The 18,254-nt window shown below is 29.1% G+C and carries 19 protein-coding genes and 11 tRNA genes; 2 read left to right on the plus strand and 28 right to left on the minus strand.

Annotation, left to right across the window (positions count from 1 at the left end):
* The 14 genes from BN346_RS03905 to BN346_RS20385 all read right to left on the minus strand — a co-directional run.
* Positions 1-213, minus strand: a 213-nt coding sequence (locus BN346_RS03905; RefSeq protein ID WP_479723100.1) for a Clp protease/crotonase-like domain-containing protein, incomplete at its 3' end; no start/stop codon positions are given.
* A gap of 43 nt (positions 214-256) precedes the next feature.
* Entirely contained in the window at positions 257-1,120 is an 864-nt protein-coding gene (accD, locus tag BN346_RS03910) for an acetyl-CoA carboxylase, carboxyltransferase subunit beta (RefSeq protein ID WP_034439683.1), read from the minus strand.
* 15 nt (positions 1,121-1,135) lie between these two features.
* Positions 1,136-2,485, minus strand: coding sequence for an acetyl-CoA carboxylase biotin carboxylase subunit (locus BN346_RS03915; protein WP_034439685.1), 1,350 nt, complete (start codon positions 2,483-2,485; stop codon positions 1,136-1,138).
* A gap of 16 nt (positions 2,486-2,501) precedes the next feature.
* Positions 2,502-2,939 (minus strand): 3-hydroxyacyl-ACP dehydratase FabZ, encoded by a 438-nt coding sequence (gene fabZ / locus BN346_RS03920; RefSeq protein WP_034439687.1) that lies wholly within the window; start codon positions 2,937-2,939, stop codon positions 2,502-2,504.
* Positions 2,940-2,950: 11 nt separating this feature from the next.
* Positions 2,951-3,409, minus strand: coding sequence for an acetyl-CoA carboxylase biotin carboxyl carrier protein (accB, locus tag BN346_RS03925; protein WP_034439689.1), 459 nt, complete (start codon positions 3,407-3,409; stop codon positions 2,951-2,953).
* A gap of 2 nt (positions 3,410-3,411) precedes the next feature.
* The gene (gene fabF / locus BN346_RS03930) at positions 3,412-4,650 is read right to left on the minus strand and encodes a beta-ketoacyl-ACP synthase II (protein ID WP_034439691.1); all 1,239 of its coding nucleotides are present in this window, start codon (positions 4,648-4,650) and stop codon (positions 3,412-3,414) included.
* A 44-nt stretch (positions 4,651-4,694) separates the two neighbouring features.
* A complete protein-coding gene (fabG, locus tag BN346_RS03935; protein WP_034439693.1) occupies positions 4,695-5,435 on the minus strand; it encodes a 3-oxoacyl-[acyl-carrier-protein] reductase in 741 nt (246 codons plus the stop codon).
* Entirely contained in the window at positions 5,429-6,364 is a 936-nt protein-coding gene (fabD, locus tag BN346_RS03940; RefSeq protein WP_034439695.1) for an ACP S-malonyltransferase, read from the minus strand. The genes fabG and fabD overlap by 7 nt, the downstream gene beginning before the upstream one ends.
* A complete protein-coding gene (gene fabK / locus BN346_RS03945) occupies positions 6,352-7,299 on the minus strand; it encodes an enoyl-[acyl-carrier-protein] reductase FabK (protein ID WP_034439697.1) in 948 nt (315 codons plus the stop codon). The genes fabD and fabK overlap by 13 nt, the downstream gene beginning before the upstream one ends.
* Positions 7,300-7,314: 15 nt before the next feature.
* Complete coding sequence (acpP, locus tag BN346_RS03950) at positions 7,315-7,545, minus strand: acyl carrier protein (protein WP_034439699.1); 231 nt, start codon at positions 7,543-7,545, stop codon at positions 7,315-7,317.
* Positions 7,546-7,568: 23 nt separating this feature from the next.
* A complete protein-coding gene (locus tag BN346_RS03955) occupies positions 7,569-8,543 on the minus strand; it encodes a beta-ketoacyl-ACP synthase III (protein ID WP_034439701.1) in 975 nt (324 codons plus the stop codon).
* A 27-nt stretch (positions 8,544-8,570) separates the two neighbouring features.
* Positions 8,571-9,017: a MarR family winged helix-turn-helix transcriptional regulator gene (locus BN346_RS03960; RefSeq protein ID WP_034439703.1), complete on the minus strand. Its 447-nt coding sequence runs from the start codon at positions 9,015-9,017 to the stop codon at positions 8,571-8,573.
* 137 nt (positions 9,018-9,154) lie between these two features.
* A complete protein-coding gene (locus BN346_RS03965; RefSeq protein ID WP_034439706.1) occupies positions 9,155-9,613 on the minus strand; it encodes a MarR family winged helix-turn-helix transcriptional regulator in 459 nt (152 codons plus the stop codon).
* Between the two features lie 117 nt (positions 9,614-9,730).
* Entirely contained in the window at positions 9,731-10,738 is a 1,008-nt protein-coding gene (locus tag BN346_RS20385) for a M23 family metallopeptidase (RefSeq protein WP_051539994.1), read from the minus strand.
* Positions 10,739-11,338: 600 nt separating this feature from the next.
* Here BN346_RS20385 and BN346_RS03975 point away from each other — a divergent pair.
* Positions 11,339-12,322: a DnaD domain protein gene (locus tag BN346_RS03975; RefSeq protein WP_034439708.1), complete on the plus strand. Its 984-nt coding sequence runs from the start codon at positions 11,339-11,341 to the stop codon at positions 12,320-12,322.
* The gene (locus tag BN346_RS03980; RefSeq protein WP_101541670.1) at positions 12,315-13,304 is read left to right on the plus strand and encodes an ATP-binding protein; all 990 of its coding nucleotides are present in this window, start codon (positions 12,315-12,317) and stop codon (positions 13,302-13,304) included. The genes BN346_RS03975 and BN346_RS03980 overlap by 8 nt, the downstream gene beginning before the upstream one ends.
* A gap of 155 nt (positions 13,305-13,459) precedes the next feature.
* Here the strand turns inward: BN346_RS03980 and BN346_RS03985 are convergent, their stop codons facing one another.
* From BN346_RS03985 to BN346_RS04050, 14 genes are all read right to left on the minus strand, one after another.
* Positions 13,460-14,749, minus strand: coding sequence for an ABC transporter permease (locus tag BN346_RS03985; protein ID WP_034439712.1), 1,290 nt, complete (start codon positions 14,747-14,749; stop codon positions 13,460-13,462).
* 3 nt (positions 14,750-14,752) lie between these two features.
* Positions 14,753-15,676 carry a COG1361 family protein gene (locus BN346_RS03990; RefSeq protein ID WP_051539996.1) on the minus strand — a complete coding sequence of 308 codons (924 nt, stop codon included), beginning with the start codon at positions 15,674-15,676 and terminating at the stop codon, positions 14,753-14,755.
* A 19-nt stretch (positions 15,677-15,695) separates the two neighbouring features.
* On the minus strand, positions 15,696-16,364 hold the full coding sequence (locus BN346_RS03995; protein ID WP_034439715.1) for an ABC transporter ATP-binding protein: 669 nt from the start codon (positions 16,362-16,364) through the stop codon (positions 15,696-15,698).
* 279 nt (positions 16,365-16,643) lie between these two features.
* Positions 16,644-16,718: transfer RNA gene (locus BN346_RS04000), tRNA-Thr, on the minus strand.
* A gap of 6 nt (positions 16,719-16,724) precedes the next feature.
* Positions 16,725-16,801 (minus strand) — tRNA-Asp (locus BN346_RS04005).
* Between the two features lie 5 nt (positions 16,802-16,806).
* A tRNA-Val gene (locus tag BN346_RS04010) sits at positions 16,807-16,882 on the minus strand.
* Positions 16,883-16,888: 6 nt separating this feature from the next.
* A tRNA-Glu gene (locus BN346_RS04015) sits at positions 16,889-16,963 on the minus strand.
* A 56-nt stretch (positions 16,964-17,019) separates the two neighbouring features.
* Positions 17,020-17,096: transfer RNA gene (locus BN346_RS04020), tRNA-Asp, on the minus strand.
* A gap of 7 nt (positions 17,097-17,103) precedes the next feature.
* Positions 17,104-17,179, minus strand: a tRNA-Val gene (locus BN346_RS04025).
* 5 nt (positions 17,180-17,184) lie between these two features.
* A tRNA-Glu gene (locus tag BN346_RS04030) sits at positions 17,185-17,259 on the minus strand.
* Positions 17,260-17,280: 21 nt separating this feature from the next.
* A tRNA-Thr gene (locus tag BN346_RS04035) sits at positions 17,281-17,355 on the minus strand.
* 7 nt (positions 17,356-17,362) lie between these two features.
* Positions 17,363-17,439 (minus strand) — tRNA-Asp (locus BN346_RS04040).
* A 5-nt stretch (positions 17,440-17,444) separates the two neighbouring features.
* Positions 17,445-17,520 (minus strand) — tRNA-Val (locus BN346_RS04045).
* A 7-nt stretch (positions 17,521-17,527) separates the two neighbouring features.
* Positions 17,528-17,602, minus strand: a tRNA-Glu gene (locus tag BN346_RS04050).
* Between the last annotated feature and the right edge of the window lie 652 nt (positions 17,603-18,254).

An 18,254-nucleotide genomic window follows, 5' to 3' on the forward strand; every position in this document is an offset into this window, starting at 1 on the left:
TTTTTGCTGAGCTATTATTGTAACTGGCATTTTATTTAAAACACCTATTCCCGCCACAATACTAGCATCATCACAAAAACATCTATCTCCATGAAGTTCTATAAAATCATCAAATATATTATTTATATACTCAAGTGATGTTGGCCTATTTGTCGCCCTAGCTAACAAAACTTTATCCCATGCTGTTCTATTTTTAAATTCTTCTTTTTTCATATTCAATAATTCTACCCCTAACTAATATTTTCTACTTATATTGTTAATGATATATTAAAAGTTTTGCTAAAAAATCTTTTAACTCTCTTCTATGAACTATTTTATCTATAAATCCTCTTTTTAACATAAACTCACTTTTTTGAAAATCATCTGGTAAGTTTTCTTTTACAGTTTGCTCTATTACCCTTCTACCAGCAAACCCTATTAAGCTTTTAGGCTCTGCAATTATAATATCTCCAAGCATAGCAAAACTTGCTGTAACTCCACCTGTTGTTGGATCTGTCAGAACTGAAACATACAAATTTCCACTATCACTATGTCTCGCTAATGCCGCTGATGTTTTTGCCATTTGCATTAATGAAAATATTCCTTCTTGCATTCTTGCTCCACCTGACGCTGTAAATATAATTATTGGTTTATTATTTTTTGTTGCAAACTCTATTGCTCTAGTTATTTTTTCACCAACTACTGACCCCATGCTTCCCATCATAAAATTACTATCCATAACAGCTATAATTGTTTCTTTACCATTTATTTTTCCTTTACCTGTTACAACAGCTTCATTAGTGCTTGCATTCTCCTTATTTTTTCTTATAGTCTCTTCATATCCATCAAACTCTAAAGGATTAACAGATGTCATATTTATATCAAATTCTTCAAATGTATTTTCATCTATAATTTGCTTTATTCTTTCTCTACTTCCCAATCTAAAATGATAATTACAATGTTCACAAACATTAAAACCTTTTTCTAAATCATGTTTGTATAATAATTTTCCACAACCCTTACACTTAATCCATAACCCATCTGGTATGGTAGGTCTTATTTGATTATTTTCATTTTTTTCTATATTTTGTACAGTTGCATACTGTCTTTTCTTTATAAAAAGTTTGCTTATTTCAAACATAAAAAATCACCTCATTTAAAAGCAATGTCCAAATTCCTTATCAATAAATTTAGTGCTAAATTCTCCATTTAAGAAATTCTCATTGTTTAAAATCTCTAAATGAAAATTTATATTTGTCTCAATTCCATCTATAATAAGCTCACTCAGAGCTCTTTCCATCTTTTTAATTGCTTCAAATCGTGTTGGTGCATATGCTATAATTTTTCCTACCATTGAATCATAACTTGGCGGAATTTCATAACCACTATATATTGCTGTATCTACTCTAATTCCTAAACCACCAGGTAAATTTAAATATTTAACTTCTCCTGGGCATGGCATAAAATTTTTACTGGGATCTTCTGCATTTATCCTACACTCAATAGCATGTCCTCTTATTTCTACATCGCTTTGTTTAATTGTCAATTCTTTCCCACTAGCTATATTTATTTGTTCCTTTATTAAATCCACATCACAAATCATTTCTGTTATGCCATGTTCTACCTGTATTCTTGTATTCATCTCCATAAAATAAAATTTATTATCTTCATCTAATAAAAACTCTATTGTTCCTGCATTTTTATAATTTATATACTTAGCTGCCCTTACTGCAACTTCTCCCATTGCATTTCTTAATTCCTTAGATATTGTTGCCCCTGGCGCTTCTTCAATAATCTTTTGATTTCTTCTTTGTATTGAACAATCTCTTTCACCAAGATATATAACATTTCCAAATTTATCACCTAAAATTTGCACTTCTATATGTTTTGGATTTTTTATAAACTTTTCTATATACATACTACTATCACCAAAGCATGCTTTAGCCTCTGCTTTAGCAGTAGTAAATGCACTTTTTAGATCCTCTTTTTTGTGTACAATTCTTATTCCTCTTCCGCCTCCACCACTAGATGCTTTTATCATAACAGGATAACCCATTTTTTCAGCAATTTTTAAGGCATCCTCATATTCGTTAATCACTCCATCGGAACCTGGAACTATTGGAATTCCTGCCCTTTGCATAACCTCTCTTGCATTGGATTTATTACCCATAAGTTCAATATTTGAGAAGTCTGGTCCTATAAATGCTATATTACATTCCTCACACATCCTTGCAAACTTGCTATTTTCAGATAAAAATCCAAATCCAGGATGTATAGCTTCTGCACCTTTTAATACTGTTGCACTAAGTATATTTTTTTCATTTAAATAACTATCTTTTGCTTTATCTGGTCCTATACAAACAGACTCATCTGCAAGTTGAACATGCAATGCATTTTTATCTGTTTCAGAATATACTGCCACAGTTTTTATTCCCATTTCTTTGCAAGTTCGTATTATTCTTACCGCTATTTCTCCTCTATTTGCTATTAATATCTTTTTAAACATATTTATTCCCTCACCATTAATCTACTATTGCAAAAGTTAATTCAGCTTCACAAACAACTTCTCCATCTACAGTCGCCACAGCATTTCCAACACCTATTTGACCTCTTATCTTAACCATTTCAACACTTAATAAAATAGTATCTCCTGGAACTACAACTTTTCTAAATCTGGCTTTTTTTATACCTCCAAATATTGGTTTCTTTCCCTTAAACTCATCTTTATCTAAAATAGCAACTGCTCCAACTTGTGCTAATGCTTCAACAATTAGAACTCCTGGCATAATTGGTTCATCTGGATAGTGACCCTTAAAAAAATATTCATTCATAGTTACATTTTTTATTCCTATAGCTTTTTTTCCAGGCACTATTTCTACTATTTTATCTATTAGTAAAAATGGATATCTATGTGGTATTATTTCTTGTATTTCTTTTATGTTATATCCCTTTTGACTCATTTTTCTCCTCCCTAACATTCCTCAATTCTTATTATTTTTTCACCATACTGAACCATCTCATCATTCTTAACTAGTACTTCTTTAACTACACCATCTATATCTGACTCTATTTCATTCATAACTTTCATAGCCTCTATTATACAAACTACATCTCCCTTTTTTACCCTATCACCAACTCTTACTAATGGTTCATCATTTGGTGATAAAGCTGAATAAAATGTTCCTACCATTGGTGATAATATCTCTTTTATGTTTTCACTTTTTACATTTTCATTTTCTATAACTTCTATAGTTTCCTCTTTTATAATTTCATCTTCTACTTCTTCTATTTCTTTTACAGTATTAGTTTTTTCTTCTACTATTGAATCCTTGCTTATTTTTATTTTAGTAGACTCTTCTTCAAACTCAAAAAACCTAATATTGGAGTCATTAATTAATTTTATAATTTCTTTTAAATTTTCTATATCCATAATTAACCCTCCCACTTTTTTAATAAAAGAGTTGCATTATGGCCACCAAAACCTAATGAGTTAGATAGTGCATATTTAATTTGTTTTTGTATTCCATTATTAGGAACATAATTTAAATCACATTCCTCATCTTTAACTTCTAATCCTATAGTAGCTGGTATAAAACTATCTTCTAATGCTTTTGCACATATAATTGCTTCAACTGCTCCAGCTGCTCCAAGTAAATGACCCATCATAGATTTAGTTGAACTTACAGGTATCTCATATGCAAATTCATTAAATAACGCTTTTATAGCATTTGTTTCTGATTTATCGTTATAGTATGTGCTAGTTCCATGTGCGTTAATATAAGAAATTTCATTTTTTGATATATTAGCTTGATTAATTGCCATCTCCATTGCTCTTGAAATTTCTCTTGAATCATCTGATGGTTTTGTTATGTGATATGCATCACAAGTAGCTCCATAACCAACTACTTCTCCATATATTTTTGCATTTCTTTTTAATGCATTTTCAAGTTCTTCAAGAATTACAACACCAGCACCTTCACCCATAACAAAACCATTTCTTTCTTTATCAAATGGTATTGATGCTCTCTTAGGATCATCACTTTTACTTAGTGCTGTAAGTGATGAAAAACCAGCAACAGCTATATCTGTTATAGGGGCCTCAGCTCCACCTGCAATCATTATTTCTGCTCTATCTGACTTTATAGCTTCAAAAGCTTCCCCTATTGAATTAGTTCCACTTGCACATGCTGTAACTACTGTTGTACAAATTCCCTTTGCACCATACTTTATTGCAATTTGTCCTGATGCCATATTTGATATTATCATTGGTATCATAAATGGAGATACCCTGCTAGGTCCTTTTTCTAACATTTTATTGTGTTCTGACACTAATGTTTCAATTCCACCTATGCCTGAACTTACAATAACCCCCATTCTATCTTTGTTTATATTCTCCAAATTTAAGTTACTATCATTAATTGCTTCCTCTGCTGCAATCATTGCATATTGAGCATATTTATCCATTCTATGTGCTTCTTTTTTTGACATGTATTTCTCTATATTAAATTCTTTAAGCTCCCCTGCTACTGAAACCTTAAAGTCTGTATTATCAAATTTAGTTATAAAATCTATTCCACATTTATTTTCTTTTACTGAATTCCACATTTCATCAACATTATTTCCTATAGGTGATAAAACACCCATTCCCGTTATAACAACTCTTCTACTCATATCTTTTACTCCTTTTATAGAAAATAGCTTTGATTATCAAAGTATTACATTATCATTCCACCATCTACATGTATTGTTTGACCTGTTATATATGAAGCCTCATCTGATGATAAGAATGACACTAGTTTCGCTATGTCTTCTGGTTTTCCAAACTTCTTTAATGGAATTGAGTTTATTATATTTTCCTTAACTTTATCGTTAAGAATATTTGTCATATCAGTTTCTATAAATCCAGGTGCTACTGCATTTACAGTCACTCCTCTTCCACCAAGTTCTTTAGCAATTGATTTTGTTATTCCTAATACTCCAGCCTTAGATGCACTGTAGTTGCATTGTCCAACATTGCCACTAACGCCTACTACTGAACTTATATTTATAATTCTTCCACTTCTTTGCTTCATCATAATTGAAGATACACTTTTTATTGTATTAAATGTTCCTTTTAAATTAGTTTCTATTACTTCGTTAAACTCTTCTTCTTTCATTCGTATTATTAAGTTATCTCTAGTTATTCCTGCATTATTTACTAATATATCTACAGTTTTAAATTTTTCCTTGCAAAGCTTTATTAAATTATCTGCATCATTTGAATTTGCAACATTTCCTTTTAAGAATTCACACTCAACGCCATATTCCTTTATTAAAGATGCTAAGTTATATGCCAATTCATCGTTACTTCTATAATTAAAAACAATATTGCATCCACACTTTGCAAGTTCAATAGCAATTTCTCTACCAATACCTCTTGATGCCCCTGTTATTATTGCATTTTTTCCTTTTAACATAGATCCTCCTTTATTTCACTTTCTAATTTACTTAATGATTGAATATCACTAACATTAAACACTTTCATATCCTTATTTATTTTTTTTATGAAAGAACTCAATGTTTTTGATGGACCTATCTCTATAAATGTATCAACACCATCATTTATCATTTTTTCTACACATTGTTCCCACATAACAGAACTTACAATTTGCTTTTCTAATGTAGGTCTTATTTCTTTCATATATTCAGCATCTACATTTGTAACAACTGGAACTCTGTTTTTTTCTATTTTTACATTTTTTAATTCGTCTGAGAATTTCTTTTGAATTCCTTTAAGCATAGATGTATGAAATGGTGCACTCACGGAAAGTTTAATTGCTCTTTTAGCCCCTAAATTAAGTGCCATTTCTATTGCTGTATCTACTAAATTTATTTGTCCACCTATAACAATTTGTCCTGGACAGTTAAAATTAGCTATTTCAATACACCCTAAATCTTTTAATTCAGTACATATACTTTCAACTTTTTTACTTTCTAAACCTAATATTGCTGCCATTCCGCCTTGTCCTATTGGAACTGCATTCTGCATTAACCATCCTCTTTTTTTTACAAGTTGTAACGCATCTTTGAATTCTATTGCCCCACTACAAACAAGTGCTGAATACTCACCTAAACTAAGTCCAGCTACTACATCTGGTTTTATATTTAAGCTCTCTACAGCTTTTAAAATTGCAATGCTACAAGTCAACAATGCCGGTTGTGTATTTTCTGTTATATCCAATTCATTTTTAGGTCCTTCAAAACATAACTTTTTTATATCAAAATTTAGTATATTGTTAGCTTCATCAAATATTTTTTTAGATTCTTCTATATTCTCATAAAAATCTTTTCCCATTCCAACAATTTGAGAACCCTGACCTGGAAAAACAAATGCTATCTTTCCCACTTGAACACCTCTTTTTTTAATAAAATTTCACTTACCTCATCAATAATCTCATCAATAATCTCCTTGGAGGTTTGCTCTTTCTTTATTAATCCAGCCACCTGTCCAGCCATAACTGATCCCATATCTATATCTCCATCTTTAGCTGCTTTTTTTAATGCCCCTACACCAAGACTTTCAAGTTCCTCTATAGAACAATTTTCCTTTTCAGCTTTTTGATATATTCTTGTAAGTTTATTTTTTAAAACTCTAACAGGGTGACCTGTTCTTCTCGATGTAACTGCTGTGTCTATATCTTTAGAACTTATTATTTTATTTTTATAATTTTGATGAACTGTGCATTCCCTAGCAACTAAAAATCTTGTTCCCATTTGAACACCACTAGCGCCTAACATTAATGTAGCTGCCATTCCTCTACCATCAGCAATACCTCCTGCTGCAATTACTGGAATATGAACACTATCAACTACCTGTGGAACTAATGTCATAGTAGTAAGTTCTCCTATATGACCACCTGCCTCTGCACCTTCTGCAATTATTGCACTTGCTCCTGCCCTTTCCATTCTTTTTGCTAATGCTACTGATGCCACAACTGGTATAACTTTTATATTATTTTCATTCCACATAGCCATATATTTACCTGGATTTCCAGCTCCAGTAGTAACAACACTTACCTTTTCCTCACAAACAACTCTTGCTATTTCATCTGCATATGGACTAAGTAACATTATATTTACTCCAAATGGTTTATTAGTTAACTTCTTAGTTTTAATTATTTCTTCTCTAACATATTCTGCTGGTGCATTACCTGCTGCAATTATTCCAAGACCACCTGCATTTGAAACTGATGCTGCTAAAGAACTATCTGCAATCCATGCCATACCGCCTTGAATTATAGGAAATTTTATGTCTAGCATTTCACAAATATTGAAACTCATAGTTACCTCCAATTTTTATCCTATTCTTTTCTCTATATATACAGATAATTCTTTTACATTTTTTATATTCTCTAAATCTTCATTAGGTATTTCAATGTTAAATTCATCTTCTAATGCTATTATTACTTCAAATAATTCTAGTGAATCTAATCCTAATTCCTCTGAAAAATTTGCCTCTACTTTTATTTCATCCTCATTTATACTTACTTGTTCTGCCACTATTTTCTTTATTCTTTCTATTATCATTTCATCTATCTCCTATCATTAATTTATTTTTTCCAGTTTACTAGTGCACTTCCATAAGTTAGTCCACCACCAAAACCTATTAAAATTATCTTCATACCATCTTTTAATAAATTCTTCTTATTCATTTCATCTAATGCTATTGGTATGCTTGCACTAGATGTATTTCCATATCGTTCTATATTCATATAAAATTTATTTCTATCATAGTTTTTTCTCTTTGCAATAGTATCAATCATTCTACTATTTGCTTGATGTGGAATTATATAATCTATATCTTCAAACCTTAAATTTTCCTCTTTCAATATTTTCTCTATACTTTTTTCAATCACATCTATTGCAAACTTAAAGATTTCCTTTCCATCCATACTCAAATAATTAGAAAAATCATCACTATGTTTTTTATATAAATTTTTTATTTCTAAGCTATTGCACGTTAAAGTATGTGCTTTTTCACCAACACTTACACAGTTTATTGATGTTATATAATCACTTTCATCATTTGTGACTATTGCTGCGCCAGCTCCATCACCAAATAGAACTGCATTTTTTCTATCACTCCAATCTAATATTTTAGATAACACTTCACCACCAATAATTAAAACATTTTTATATTCATTGCTTTTTATGAATTTAACAGCAATATCAAGTGCATATACAAATCCACTACAAGCAGCAACTATATCAAATGCCATTGAATTTTTAGCTCCAATTTCTGTTTGAACAAGGCAAGCTGTTGAAGGTGTAAGTTTATCAGAAGTAATAGTTGCAACTACTATAAGGTCTATATCCTCACCTTTTAGTCCACTATCTTTTAATGCATCTTTTGCCGCATCAACACATAACTTTGTATTTGTTTCTCCTGTTGATATATATCTTTGTTTAATTCCTGTTCTACTATATATCCATTCATCACTAGTGTCTAAAATTTCTGACATCATCTCATTAGTAAGAACCTTTTTGGGAACTGCTTTTCCTGTTCCAATTATCCTAACACCCATATATAAGTCCTCTCTAAACTTTAAATTTTAATACTTTTCTATAAAAAACTTTTCTATTTTTTCTAATGTTTTTATAAGTACAACTTCCTCATCATATGTCAATTCAGAAATAATATCTTTTATTAAATCATCATGAAATTTCTGATGTATTCTATAAACTACTTTACCCTTTTTAGTAAGACATATTTTTACTGTTCTTCTATCTTCATCACATCTATGTCTTTCTACATACTCTTTCTTTACCAACTTATTTATAGCCGTTGTTAAAGTACCTACCGTTATTTTTAAACTTTTAGCAACTTCACTCATTTTTTTTTTATGATACATACCAATTGCTTCTATAGTATGTATTTCTGTCATGGACAAATTATCTATAGGTCCACACTTTAATGCTTTTTCTTCTATTTTCAATATGTCATTAAACAATTCAACTAAAACACTATTCAGTTTTTCTTTTGAACATTTAATTTCCATTAATTCACCTCCTTTTATTTTAATTATCAAATATTTTGATAATCAAAGTATAATCCAGTTTTAAATTAAAGTCAAGGGTAGTATATAAATTTTTTATTTTATATTTTAATAAAAAAAAGCGTGTTTTACACGCAATTCTATAAATCCTCATATTTTCCTTTAAAAAATTCTTCAATTTTGCTTAATGCTTTTATCAATACTATCTCTTCTTCTTCTTCTAATTCACACAACATACTTCTTATTAGCTCATTATGAAACATAGAATGTGCTCTATGTATAACTTTTCCTTTTTGCGTTAATGATATTTTTACTGTTCTTCTATCATCCTCTGGTCTATTTCTATCTACATATCCTTTCTTAACTAATTTATTTATTGCTGTTGTCAATGTACCAACAGTTATTTTTAAACTTTTTGCAACTTCACTCATTGTTTTCTCACTGTCTATTCCAATTGCTTCTATTGTATGTACTTCTGTTATGGATAAATCTTTTATTTTACCACTTGCTAAAGATTTCTCTTCTATTTTTAAAATATAATTAAATAAATCTACTAATACACTATTTAATTTTTCATTTTTTAAATCATTAAAGCTCATGTGATCACTCCCTTATTTCTAAATCAAATATTTCGTATTTCAAAGTATTTATGTTTAAAAAAACAAAGTTAAGTATAATCATTAACTTTGTTTTTTATATCTTATTATATTTTAATATTATTGACCACAATATTCTAGTGGATCTACTGCATTTCCATTAATTCTAACTTCAAAATGAAGATGTGGACCAGTACTGTCACCAGTACTACCAACTTTTGCTATTTCCATACCTTTTGTTACAGTATCTCCAGTATTTTTTAATAAAGTACTACAATGTGCATATAAAGTTTGTTTGTTTCCACCATGTGATAAGATTATAACATTTCCATAACCATTCATAACACCTGAGAATTCAACCTTTCCATCAAAGGCTGCTTTTATAGGTGTTCCTTGGTTGGCTGCTATGTCTAACCCCTTATGAACAGTTCCCCAACGTTCTCCAAAGTAGGAACTAATTACACCTACAGTTGGTGGAAATAAATCTTTATTTTGAAATATTGGTGTTGTTCCCATACAATTACGATTCACAACTTGTGTGCTTTCTTCTTCAGTTATTTGATTAGATTCTATATTTTCATTTGCTTTAGTTTCATTATTGGTTGCATCCATATTAGTAAAAATTAAGTTGCTTATTTCTTCTGTTGCTGTAAAACTTAAAACCTTATTTTCACTTTTGTTTAACTTTGCAATGCTTTGTTTTATAGAATCCTTATCATTTAATTTATTAAAGGAAAAACTTGCTTTATCATATGTTATATTATTGTTTACTTTTATATTTTGCAAATTTCCTCCCTTATACTGACTAACACATTCATTTTTTATTTCTTCTATTGCCGAATTTCCAATAGAAGGATCACTAATATATCCTATTTGAATGTTATCAGATTTCATAACATACCCATTTACATGTATGTATTCTTCTAAATCTCTTTTTACATCTTCTTTAGTTTTGCTTTTATAATTTTTTATGCTACCTTTTTTAATTGTTAATTCCTCTTTTGAATTTAAACTTTTATCCTTTATATTTTTACATATTTCATTATATACATTTTTAATTGTATCACCATCTTCATAGTGTGTGATTATCTCATTCTTGCTATTATATACAAAATAATCTTCATTCACTTCTAATTTATATATTGTAATGGTTGATACTAGTATAATTAGGGTAGCTAAAGCAATTTTAAATTTTTTACACTTATAAACTTTCGTAAAAATCTCCTCCTAAATTTACATAAAAAATTTTTTTACTTTATTAATGCACCTTAGACTATTATTAACCATTTTTTATTTATTTAATCATTAACCTAAATTAAAATATACTAATCTTTTAACATAATATATGTTATACTAAAATTAAAACTATGATAGACAGATTTAAAAATACTATCTAATTTAAGTATTAAATTTTTATATAATGAACTATCAAAAAACTAGTTTTGTAAAAGTGTCTTACAATTATGTAGCTTACTCTTTTATAAGATTTTAATAAATTTATATTTGATTTTAATACTTTTTTTATATGCATTATAACACTTTATACCTAATATCAAATTGATAATGCAATTTGATATTATTATTTTATTGTTATAATTTTCATAGTTTCTGCATAAACTATGATTTTAAGACTGACATTATAGAAAACGCAATTTATATAAAAGAAAATATTATTATTTTATCGTGTATTTCTATGATAATATTTTGTTTTAGAAGTGAGGGATGTGCATGAGTACTTTCATGTTTAAAAATAAGAGTTTGGGATATACTCCAGTAAATAATGTTTTTATTGATAAATATATGGCTAATGCTCGTGGTGAATATGTAAAAGTGTATCTTTTAGGATTGAAATATTGCATAAGTGGCGAATTAGGTGCCAATTCTGCTGTTATCGCTAATACCTTATCACTACTTGAAAGCGACATTTTAAATGCCTGGAACTATTGGAGTGATATGGGTGTTGTTAAAATGTGTGCCATAGACAATATGGGCAATTACACAATAGAATTTATAGACTTAGATGATTCTGTAGATTCTCCACCTAAAAATTTCAATATATTAAAAGAACTTGATAATTCTTCTATTAAAGATATGCTACAAGATATAGAAAAGCTAATCGGTAGAACTATATCTCCTAAAGAAATTGAAGTTTACCTAAGCTGGCAAAAAGACTTTAATTTTTCACCTGAATTAATTTTATTGCTTATCCAATACTGTGTATCTAAAGGTAAAAATGATTACAGATATTTCGAAAAAATCGCTATTGCTTGGCATGATGATAATATAAAAACTATTGAAGATGCTCAAATGTTTATAAAACGTCATGAAGATAAATGGATAAATATTAGAAAAATCCTTAAGTATTTAGGAATAAATTCTCCTGATGTAATGAAGCCTCAGGAAGATATGATTTATAAATGGTTTTCTACCTATAAATTTAATGCAGATGTAATATATAAAGCTTGTGATATATGTTTTGAAAGATTAAATAGGGCAGATTTTAAATATATAGATGGAATCTTAAATAGTTGGTTTAAATCTAATATAACTTCACTTGAAGATGTTGAGAAAAAAGATAGAAAGAAATTAAATCATAAACCAATTATGAATTCTTCTAACAAAAATAAAGATAGCTTTAATAATTTTGAACAACGCTCTTATAACTTTGAAGAATTAGAAAAAGATTTATTAGGATGGTATGATAATGATTAAAAATTTTCATTCAGAAGTTATGAAATTATATGAGCAAATTAGAAAGTCTAATGAGCTAGATTTACAAAATAGAAAAAAAGAAATTGAATCTAATGTTCCAGAAATATTAGATATTGAAAATAAAATTCAAAAATTATCATTAGGTTTGTCATTAGCTGCTATAAAGCCTGGTAATGATAGAGAATCTAATATTAATAAGATAAAAAATGAAATTATGACATATAAAATGAAAAAATCAGAGTTGTTAGTTGCTAATGGTTATCCAATGGATTATCTAGACTTTCATTATGATTGTCCTAAATGTAAAGATACTGGTTATATTTATACATCTAAATGTTCTTGTTACAAGAAATACCTTGTAAATGTGGCTTATAAAAATTCTGATTTAAGCATTTCTTTAAGAAGTAATAATTTTAATAATTTTAATATAAATTATTTTTCTGATGATGCTTTTAATAGTCCAATAAGCCCTAAAAATAATATGGCTAAAATATATAAAAACTCTATTATTTATATTGATACATTTAATAAGCATAATGATAATTTACTTTTTTACGGAAATCCTGGAACTGGTAAAACCTTTCTAACTCATTGTATTGCTAAGGAACTTATTGAAATGGGTTACTCAGTTATTTATAAAACAGCAGATGATTTAATAGCTGCACTTAAAGACGCTAAATTTAATAACAATGATAGTCTATATACTTCATTAGTAGATTGTGACTTATTGATAATAGATGATTTAGGAACAGAACAATTGTCTAATTTCTCAAAAAAGGAATTATTTAATCTTTTAAATGCTAAAATGCTTAGATATAAAAAAATGATTATATCTACTAATTATTCTTTAGATGAATTAACTGATATATACTCTGAAAGATTAACATCAAGATTATTTGGCAATTTTACCTTATATAAATTTTTTGGTGATGACTTAAGATTAAAATTAAAAAGAAATACAATAAAAAACTCAACTAGATAATTCTAGTTGAGTTTTTTATACAAAAGGAAAATTCTCTTAAAGGATAAACGACTATAACCAACTTTGTCTGTTTTTATAATATCATATATTGGAATAATTGTTAATTTTGATTTATTAATAGAATGATATCTATCTATTCAAAATATTAATACATATTATTTTATTGCTGTTATAACATCTGTTTTTGCTGCTTTATTTGCTGGTAGAAATCCAGCAATAGCCCCTATTATCAAGCTAAATGTTAATATACCTATAATTAAAGATATGCTTGGAATTGCTATTCTATCTATTTCCTGTTGCATAATAGCTTGTGTTATAGACTTTGATAATATGTTAATTATTATATCCACAATTAGTCCTAAAACAATTGAAATTGCTCCTCCTAAAAAAGATATTAAACATGCTTCAGCTACAAATATTTTTTTTACATCGTTGATTGTACCACCTATTACTTTTATTATTCCTATTTCTTTTCTTCTTTCATGTATAGCCATATCCATAGTGTTACTTATACCTAAAGCTGCAACCATAAGGGATATTCCCGCTAAAGAACCTAAAACTAATTTGACCCCTTTTATTGTTCCTTGTATACTTTCTTCAAAATCTTTAAAAGACATTGTGTTATATCCCATAGATTTTAATATTTCTTCATATTCATTTATATTTTTTGTTTCATCTATAACAATTTCTATCTCATCATAATTATTAATTCTCTCTGTAAAATCTTCTTTTGAATATACACTTTCAGATTTTATAAATTTATTTATAATATTTAATGGCATTTTTATAGAATAATTTAAATTTCCATTGGATTTGTATATTCCAACAATATGTAAATTAAATTTTTTATATTTTACTATTTTTCCATCTTCATCTTCAAAATTTTCACTAGCATAAATCTTTATTTTTTCATTAAGTAAAACTTCTAATTCATTTTCATTTACATCTTGAATGTTTTCATAATTATATCCAAGCAACATAGCTGCAACATCATAGCCTAGTATAACTTCATTAGAATTTTCCTTAGGATATCGTCCAAATAGTATCTCTTTTTCGCTTTCACTCTCAATAAAGCTAGAGCCTATGAATTGGCTACTTGTCTCATTTTTTTTATATTTAATCATTCCCGAAGAACTTCTCTTTGGTATAACTTGTTTTATAAATGATAATTCTTTTATTTCATCTATACATTTATCATTTAACTTTGTTTTAAGTTTTGAAGAATCTTCCCCTTCCATTTCATATGCAGGAGTTATTGTAATAATGGATGTATTCATTAATCCACCCATTTCATTCATAAGATAATTTTTAAATCCATTAGTTATTGAGCTTATTATAAACACTGCTAAACAGCCTATTATTACTCCCATCATAGTAAATATAGTTCTAGCTTTTCTTTTCCACATATTTTTCCATACAATGTCTACTAAATCTCTAAACTTCATAATCTAAGCACCTATTCCAAAAAATCTTTTTATTGAACCCCAAAATCCACTAGATTTGACTTCTTCTTCTCCTGCATTAATTTCATCATTATTAATTTCTATACTCTTTTCTACGTCTACTTCCTGATTAGTTGTATGCTTTATTCCATTATCATCTTCATACTTTACCTCAATTAGTGCTTTCGTACTTTCTTCGACAGCACTAACAGGTATCTCAAATATCTGCTCACTTTCTCCCTCTATTTTTCCTATATATTTTTTATATTTCTCACCATTAATAGATACATTTACTTCAACTTTTCTTAAGTTTTCTTCACCGCTATTATTTAAATTCCCAACTAATAAACTTCCATCATCTTGTGTATTACACTCAACCCCCTCAATATCTAAGTTAGACTTATTTGTTAACATAATACCTGATAATTTAGTTATTTCTTCTTGCTCCTGACCACTAACGTTAAACATAACACTTGTTAAAAAATTATAAGTTCCAGCCTTTAGACTTGGATCACTTGCTAGCTTCACAGTTACATCTTTTACATCATCAACACCTATACTACCAGCATATATTTCATTTGTAGTTCCAACAGGAATAAATCCCGCTAATGTTCCCTTTCCTTCTACAGCAACTATTTTTAATGATAATCCTTCTATTCTTCTTCCACTTATATTTTCAATTCTATATGTCAATGAAAACTCTTTTCCTGGTTCAATTACATTTGGTGTTACATTTACACTGCTTACCATAATATTTTTAGATTGTATATTACTTTCATGTATGCTTGGAATATTTCCATTATTATTTGAACCGCTTTCATTTTGATTTTGATTAGGTTTACTTTCTACTTCATTTGCATATACTCTTATATTTGTTAATTGTACCATTCCTAAAAATAAAACTGTTGCTAAAATTATCTTTTTCTTCATAATGTATTTCCTCCACATTTTAATATATAAGTCCATCTTTCATTTTTATAACTCTATTAGCATATTCATTAACTATTTGTGAATGAGTAACTACTATAAATGTCATATTGTATGTATCATTTAATTCTTTTAATAAATCTAAAATTTCAATACTTGTCTTACTATCTAAATTTCCTGTTGGTTCATCTGCTAATATTAACTTCGGATTGTTTATTAATGCTCTTGCTATAGAGACTCTTTGTTGTTGTCCACCTGATAATTCACTAGGTTTGTTATTAATCCTATCAATAAGGCCTACTCTTTCTATCATTTCCATTGCTATTGTTCTTCTTTTTGCTTTAGGCACTCCAGAAAATATAAGTGGCATTTCTACATTTTCTATAGTTGTTAATTGTGGAAGTAAATTATATGACTGAAATATGAATCCAATATGCTCTTTTCTAAACAATGCTAATTCATTTTCCGACAGCTCGTCCACTCTTTCATTTAATATTAAAATTTCTCCATTATCTACAGGCATTAATCCACCTAATATATTTAAAAGTGTTGACTTTCCAGACCCTGATTCTCCTATAATAGATACAAATTCACCTTCATTAATAGATAAGTTTACACCTTTTAATATTTCAAAATAATCATCAGCTATTTTAAATTTCTTTCTTACTTCTGTACATTTAACTATCTCCATAAGTTCTCACATCCTTTCTTAATAATTTTATATTTTTTTATTCTATTATATATTACAAAATAATTATATTTGTTACTTTATTTTCCCGTCAATAATATTTATATTTTCTTGTTTTCTTATATGTTTTTAATGTGTTTAATCTTAAAATAAAAAAAGAGTACATATTAAAGTACTCTTTAAACCTAAACTATAAATTATACTTTACATTGTTACCTTAAAATATAACTTAACTATAAAAAGACAACAAAAAAACCTTGAATTAATATTCAAGGTTTTTCATGGAGCTGGCAATAGGAATCGAACCTACAACCTGCTGATTACAAGTCAGCTGCTCTACCGTTGAGCCATGCCAGCAAAGCTTGGCGACCTAGAAGGGACTCGAACCCTCGACCCCCGGCGTGACAGGCCGGTACTCTAACCAACTGAGCCACTAGGCCATATATGGTGGTCACAACAGGGCTCGAACCTGTGACCCTCTGCTTGTAAGGCAGATGCTCTCCCAGCTGAGCTATGCGACCATATAATGGTGACTCCTAGGGGAATCGAACCCCTGTTACCACCGTGAAAGGGTGGTGTCTTAACCGCTTGACCAAGGAGCCAAAATGCTTTTACTGACCAAGTCAGTTAATCTGGACTTTATTCTTTTTTAAAATAATGGCGACCTAGAAGGGACTCGAACCCTCGACCCCCGGCGTGACAGGCCGGTACTCTAACCAACTGAGCCACTAGGCCTTATATGTGGTGGTCACAACAGGGCTCGAACCTGTGACCCTCTGCTTGTAAGGCAGATGCTCTCCCAGCTGAGCTATGCGACCACAAATGGTGACTCCTAGGGGAATCGAACCCCTGTTACCACCGTGAAAGGGTGGTGTCTTAACCGCTTGACCAAGGAGCCATATTAAATTTTAAAAGATTATGGAGCTGGCAATAGGAATCGAACCTACAACCTGCTGATTACAAGTCAGCTGCTCTACCGTTGAGCCATGCCAGCAAAATCATGGCGACCTAGAAGGGACTCGAACCCTCGACCCCCGGCGTGACAGGCCGGTACTCTAACCAACTGAGCCACTAGGCCGTATGTGGTGGTCACAACAGGGCTCGAACCTGTGACCCTCTGCTTGTAAGGCAGATGCTCTCCCAGCTGAGCTATGCGACCACTATAATGGTGACTCCTAGGGGAATCGAACCCCTGTTACCACCGTGAAAGGGTGGTGTCTTAACCGCTTGACCAAGGAGCCATATGTCATTCATCTTTTGTTTCCCCAGTGCTTTTCTCGCACCCGACAAGTAATATAATACCGAAAATCTTTATTAATGTCAACATTTTTTTTATATTTTTTTTATATTAATTAAAAGTGAGCATTTTCAATGGTTTATACCGTATTATTATACTCTAATTTATCAATTTCACAAAAAAATTTTAAATTTTTTACCTATCTATTTTGATTTTATAAAAATATAACTCAAAATTCTTCTATTATTTATAATATATTTAGACCTAAACTATTATTTTTTATTTTTTATCTTGGTATTTTTACATGTTATATGTTAAACAGTTAGTTTTATATAACTCAATAGAGATTTTCCGTATTTTTTATCCTTTATTGTATTGTTATTATGCTAATTTCTAATAAATATATTAATTAAATTTAATTTAATATATTTTAAATTTTAATAGCACATTCATTATTATGTACAAACCATATCATATTATACTAAATAATTTATTTTTAATTAATTTATTTAACCTTCTTATATAGGAATCCAAGTTGAAACTTTAAGTTATTCATGTTTCAGTTGAGAAAGAGAAATTTAAAGTGTTATACAAAATTAACAATGAAGGATAAAACCGAAGTATCAGTCTTTAAAGTCAATTTTTATGATAATTTG

This window comes from Clostridium ihumii AP5 (genome assembly GCF_000612845.1).
Classification (GTDB): Bacteria; Bacillota; Clostridia; order Clostridiales; family Clostridiaceae; genus Clostridium_J; species Clostridium_J ihumii.

Coding starts and splice junctions, on each gene's coding strand:
- BN346_RS03955 (WP_034439701.1), bottom strand. CDS start 8,543: ATGGGTGTTAGGATAATTGGAACAGGAAAAGCAGTTCCCAAAAAGGTT.
- BN346_RS03915 (WP_034439685.1), bottom strand. CDS start 2,485: ATGTTTAAAAAGATATTAATAGCAAATAGAGGAGAAATAGCGGTAAGA.
- fabK (WP_034439697.1), bottom strand. CDS start 7,299: ATGAGTTTCAATATTTGTGAAATGCTAGACATAAAATTTCCTATAATT.
- BN346_RS03990 (WP_051539996.1), bottom strand. CDS start 15,676: ATGAAGAAAAAGATAATTTTAGCAACAGTTTTATTTTTAGGAATGGTA.
- BN346_RS03995 (WP_034439715.1), bottom strand. CDS start 16,364: ATGGAGATAGTTAAATGTACAGAAGTAAGAAAGAAATTTAAAATAGCT.
- fabZ (WP_034439687.1), bottom strand. CDS start 2,939: ATGAGTCAAAAGGGATATAACATAAAAGAAATACAAGAAATAATACCA.
- BN346_RS03980 (WP_101541670.1), top strand. CDS start 12,315: ATGATTAAAAATTTTCATTCAGAAGTTATGAAATTATATGAGCAAATT.
- BN346_RS03960 (WP_034439703.1), bottom strand. CDS start 9,017: ATGGAAATTAAATGTTCAAAAGAAAAACTGAATAGTGTTTTAGTTGAA.
- fabF (WP_034439691.1), bottom strand. CDS start 4,650: ATGAGTAGAAGAGTTGTTATAACGGGAATGGGTGTTTTATCACCTATA.
- accB (WP_034439689.1), bottom strand. CDS start 3,409: ATGGATATAGAAAATTTAAAAGAAATTATAAAATTAATTAATGACTCC.
- accD (WP_034439683.1), bottom strand. CDS start 1,120: ATGTTTGAAATAAGCAAACTTTTTATAAAGAAAAGACAGTATGCAACT.
- BN346_RS03985 (WP_034439712.1), bottom strand. CDS start 14,749: ATGAAGTTTAGAGATTTAGTAGACATTGTATGGAAAAATATGTGGAAA.
- BN346_RS03965 (WP_034439706.1), bottom strand. CDS start 9,613: ATGAGCTTTAATGATTTAAAAAATGAAAAATTAAATAGTGTATTAGTA.
- acpP (WP_034439699.1), bottom strand. CDS start 7,545: ATGATAATAGAAAGAATAAAGAAAATAGTGGCAGAACAAGTAAGTATA.
- BN346_RS03975 (WP_034439708.1), top strand. CDS start 11,339: ATGAGTACTTTCATGTTTAAAAATAAGAGTTTGGGATATACTCCAGTA.
- fabG (WP_034439693.1), bottom strand. CDS start 5,435: ATGTTAAAAGGAAAAAATGCAATAATAACAGGGGCATCAAGAGGTATT.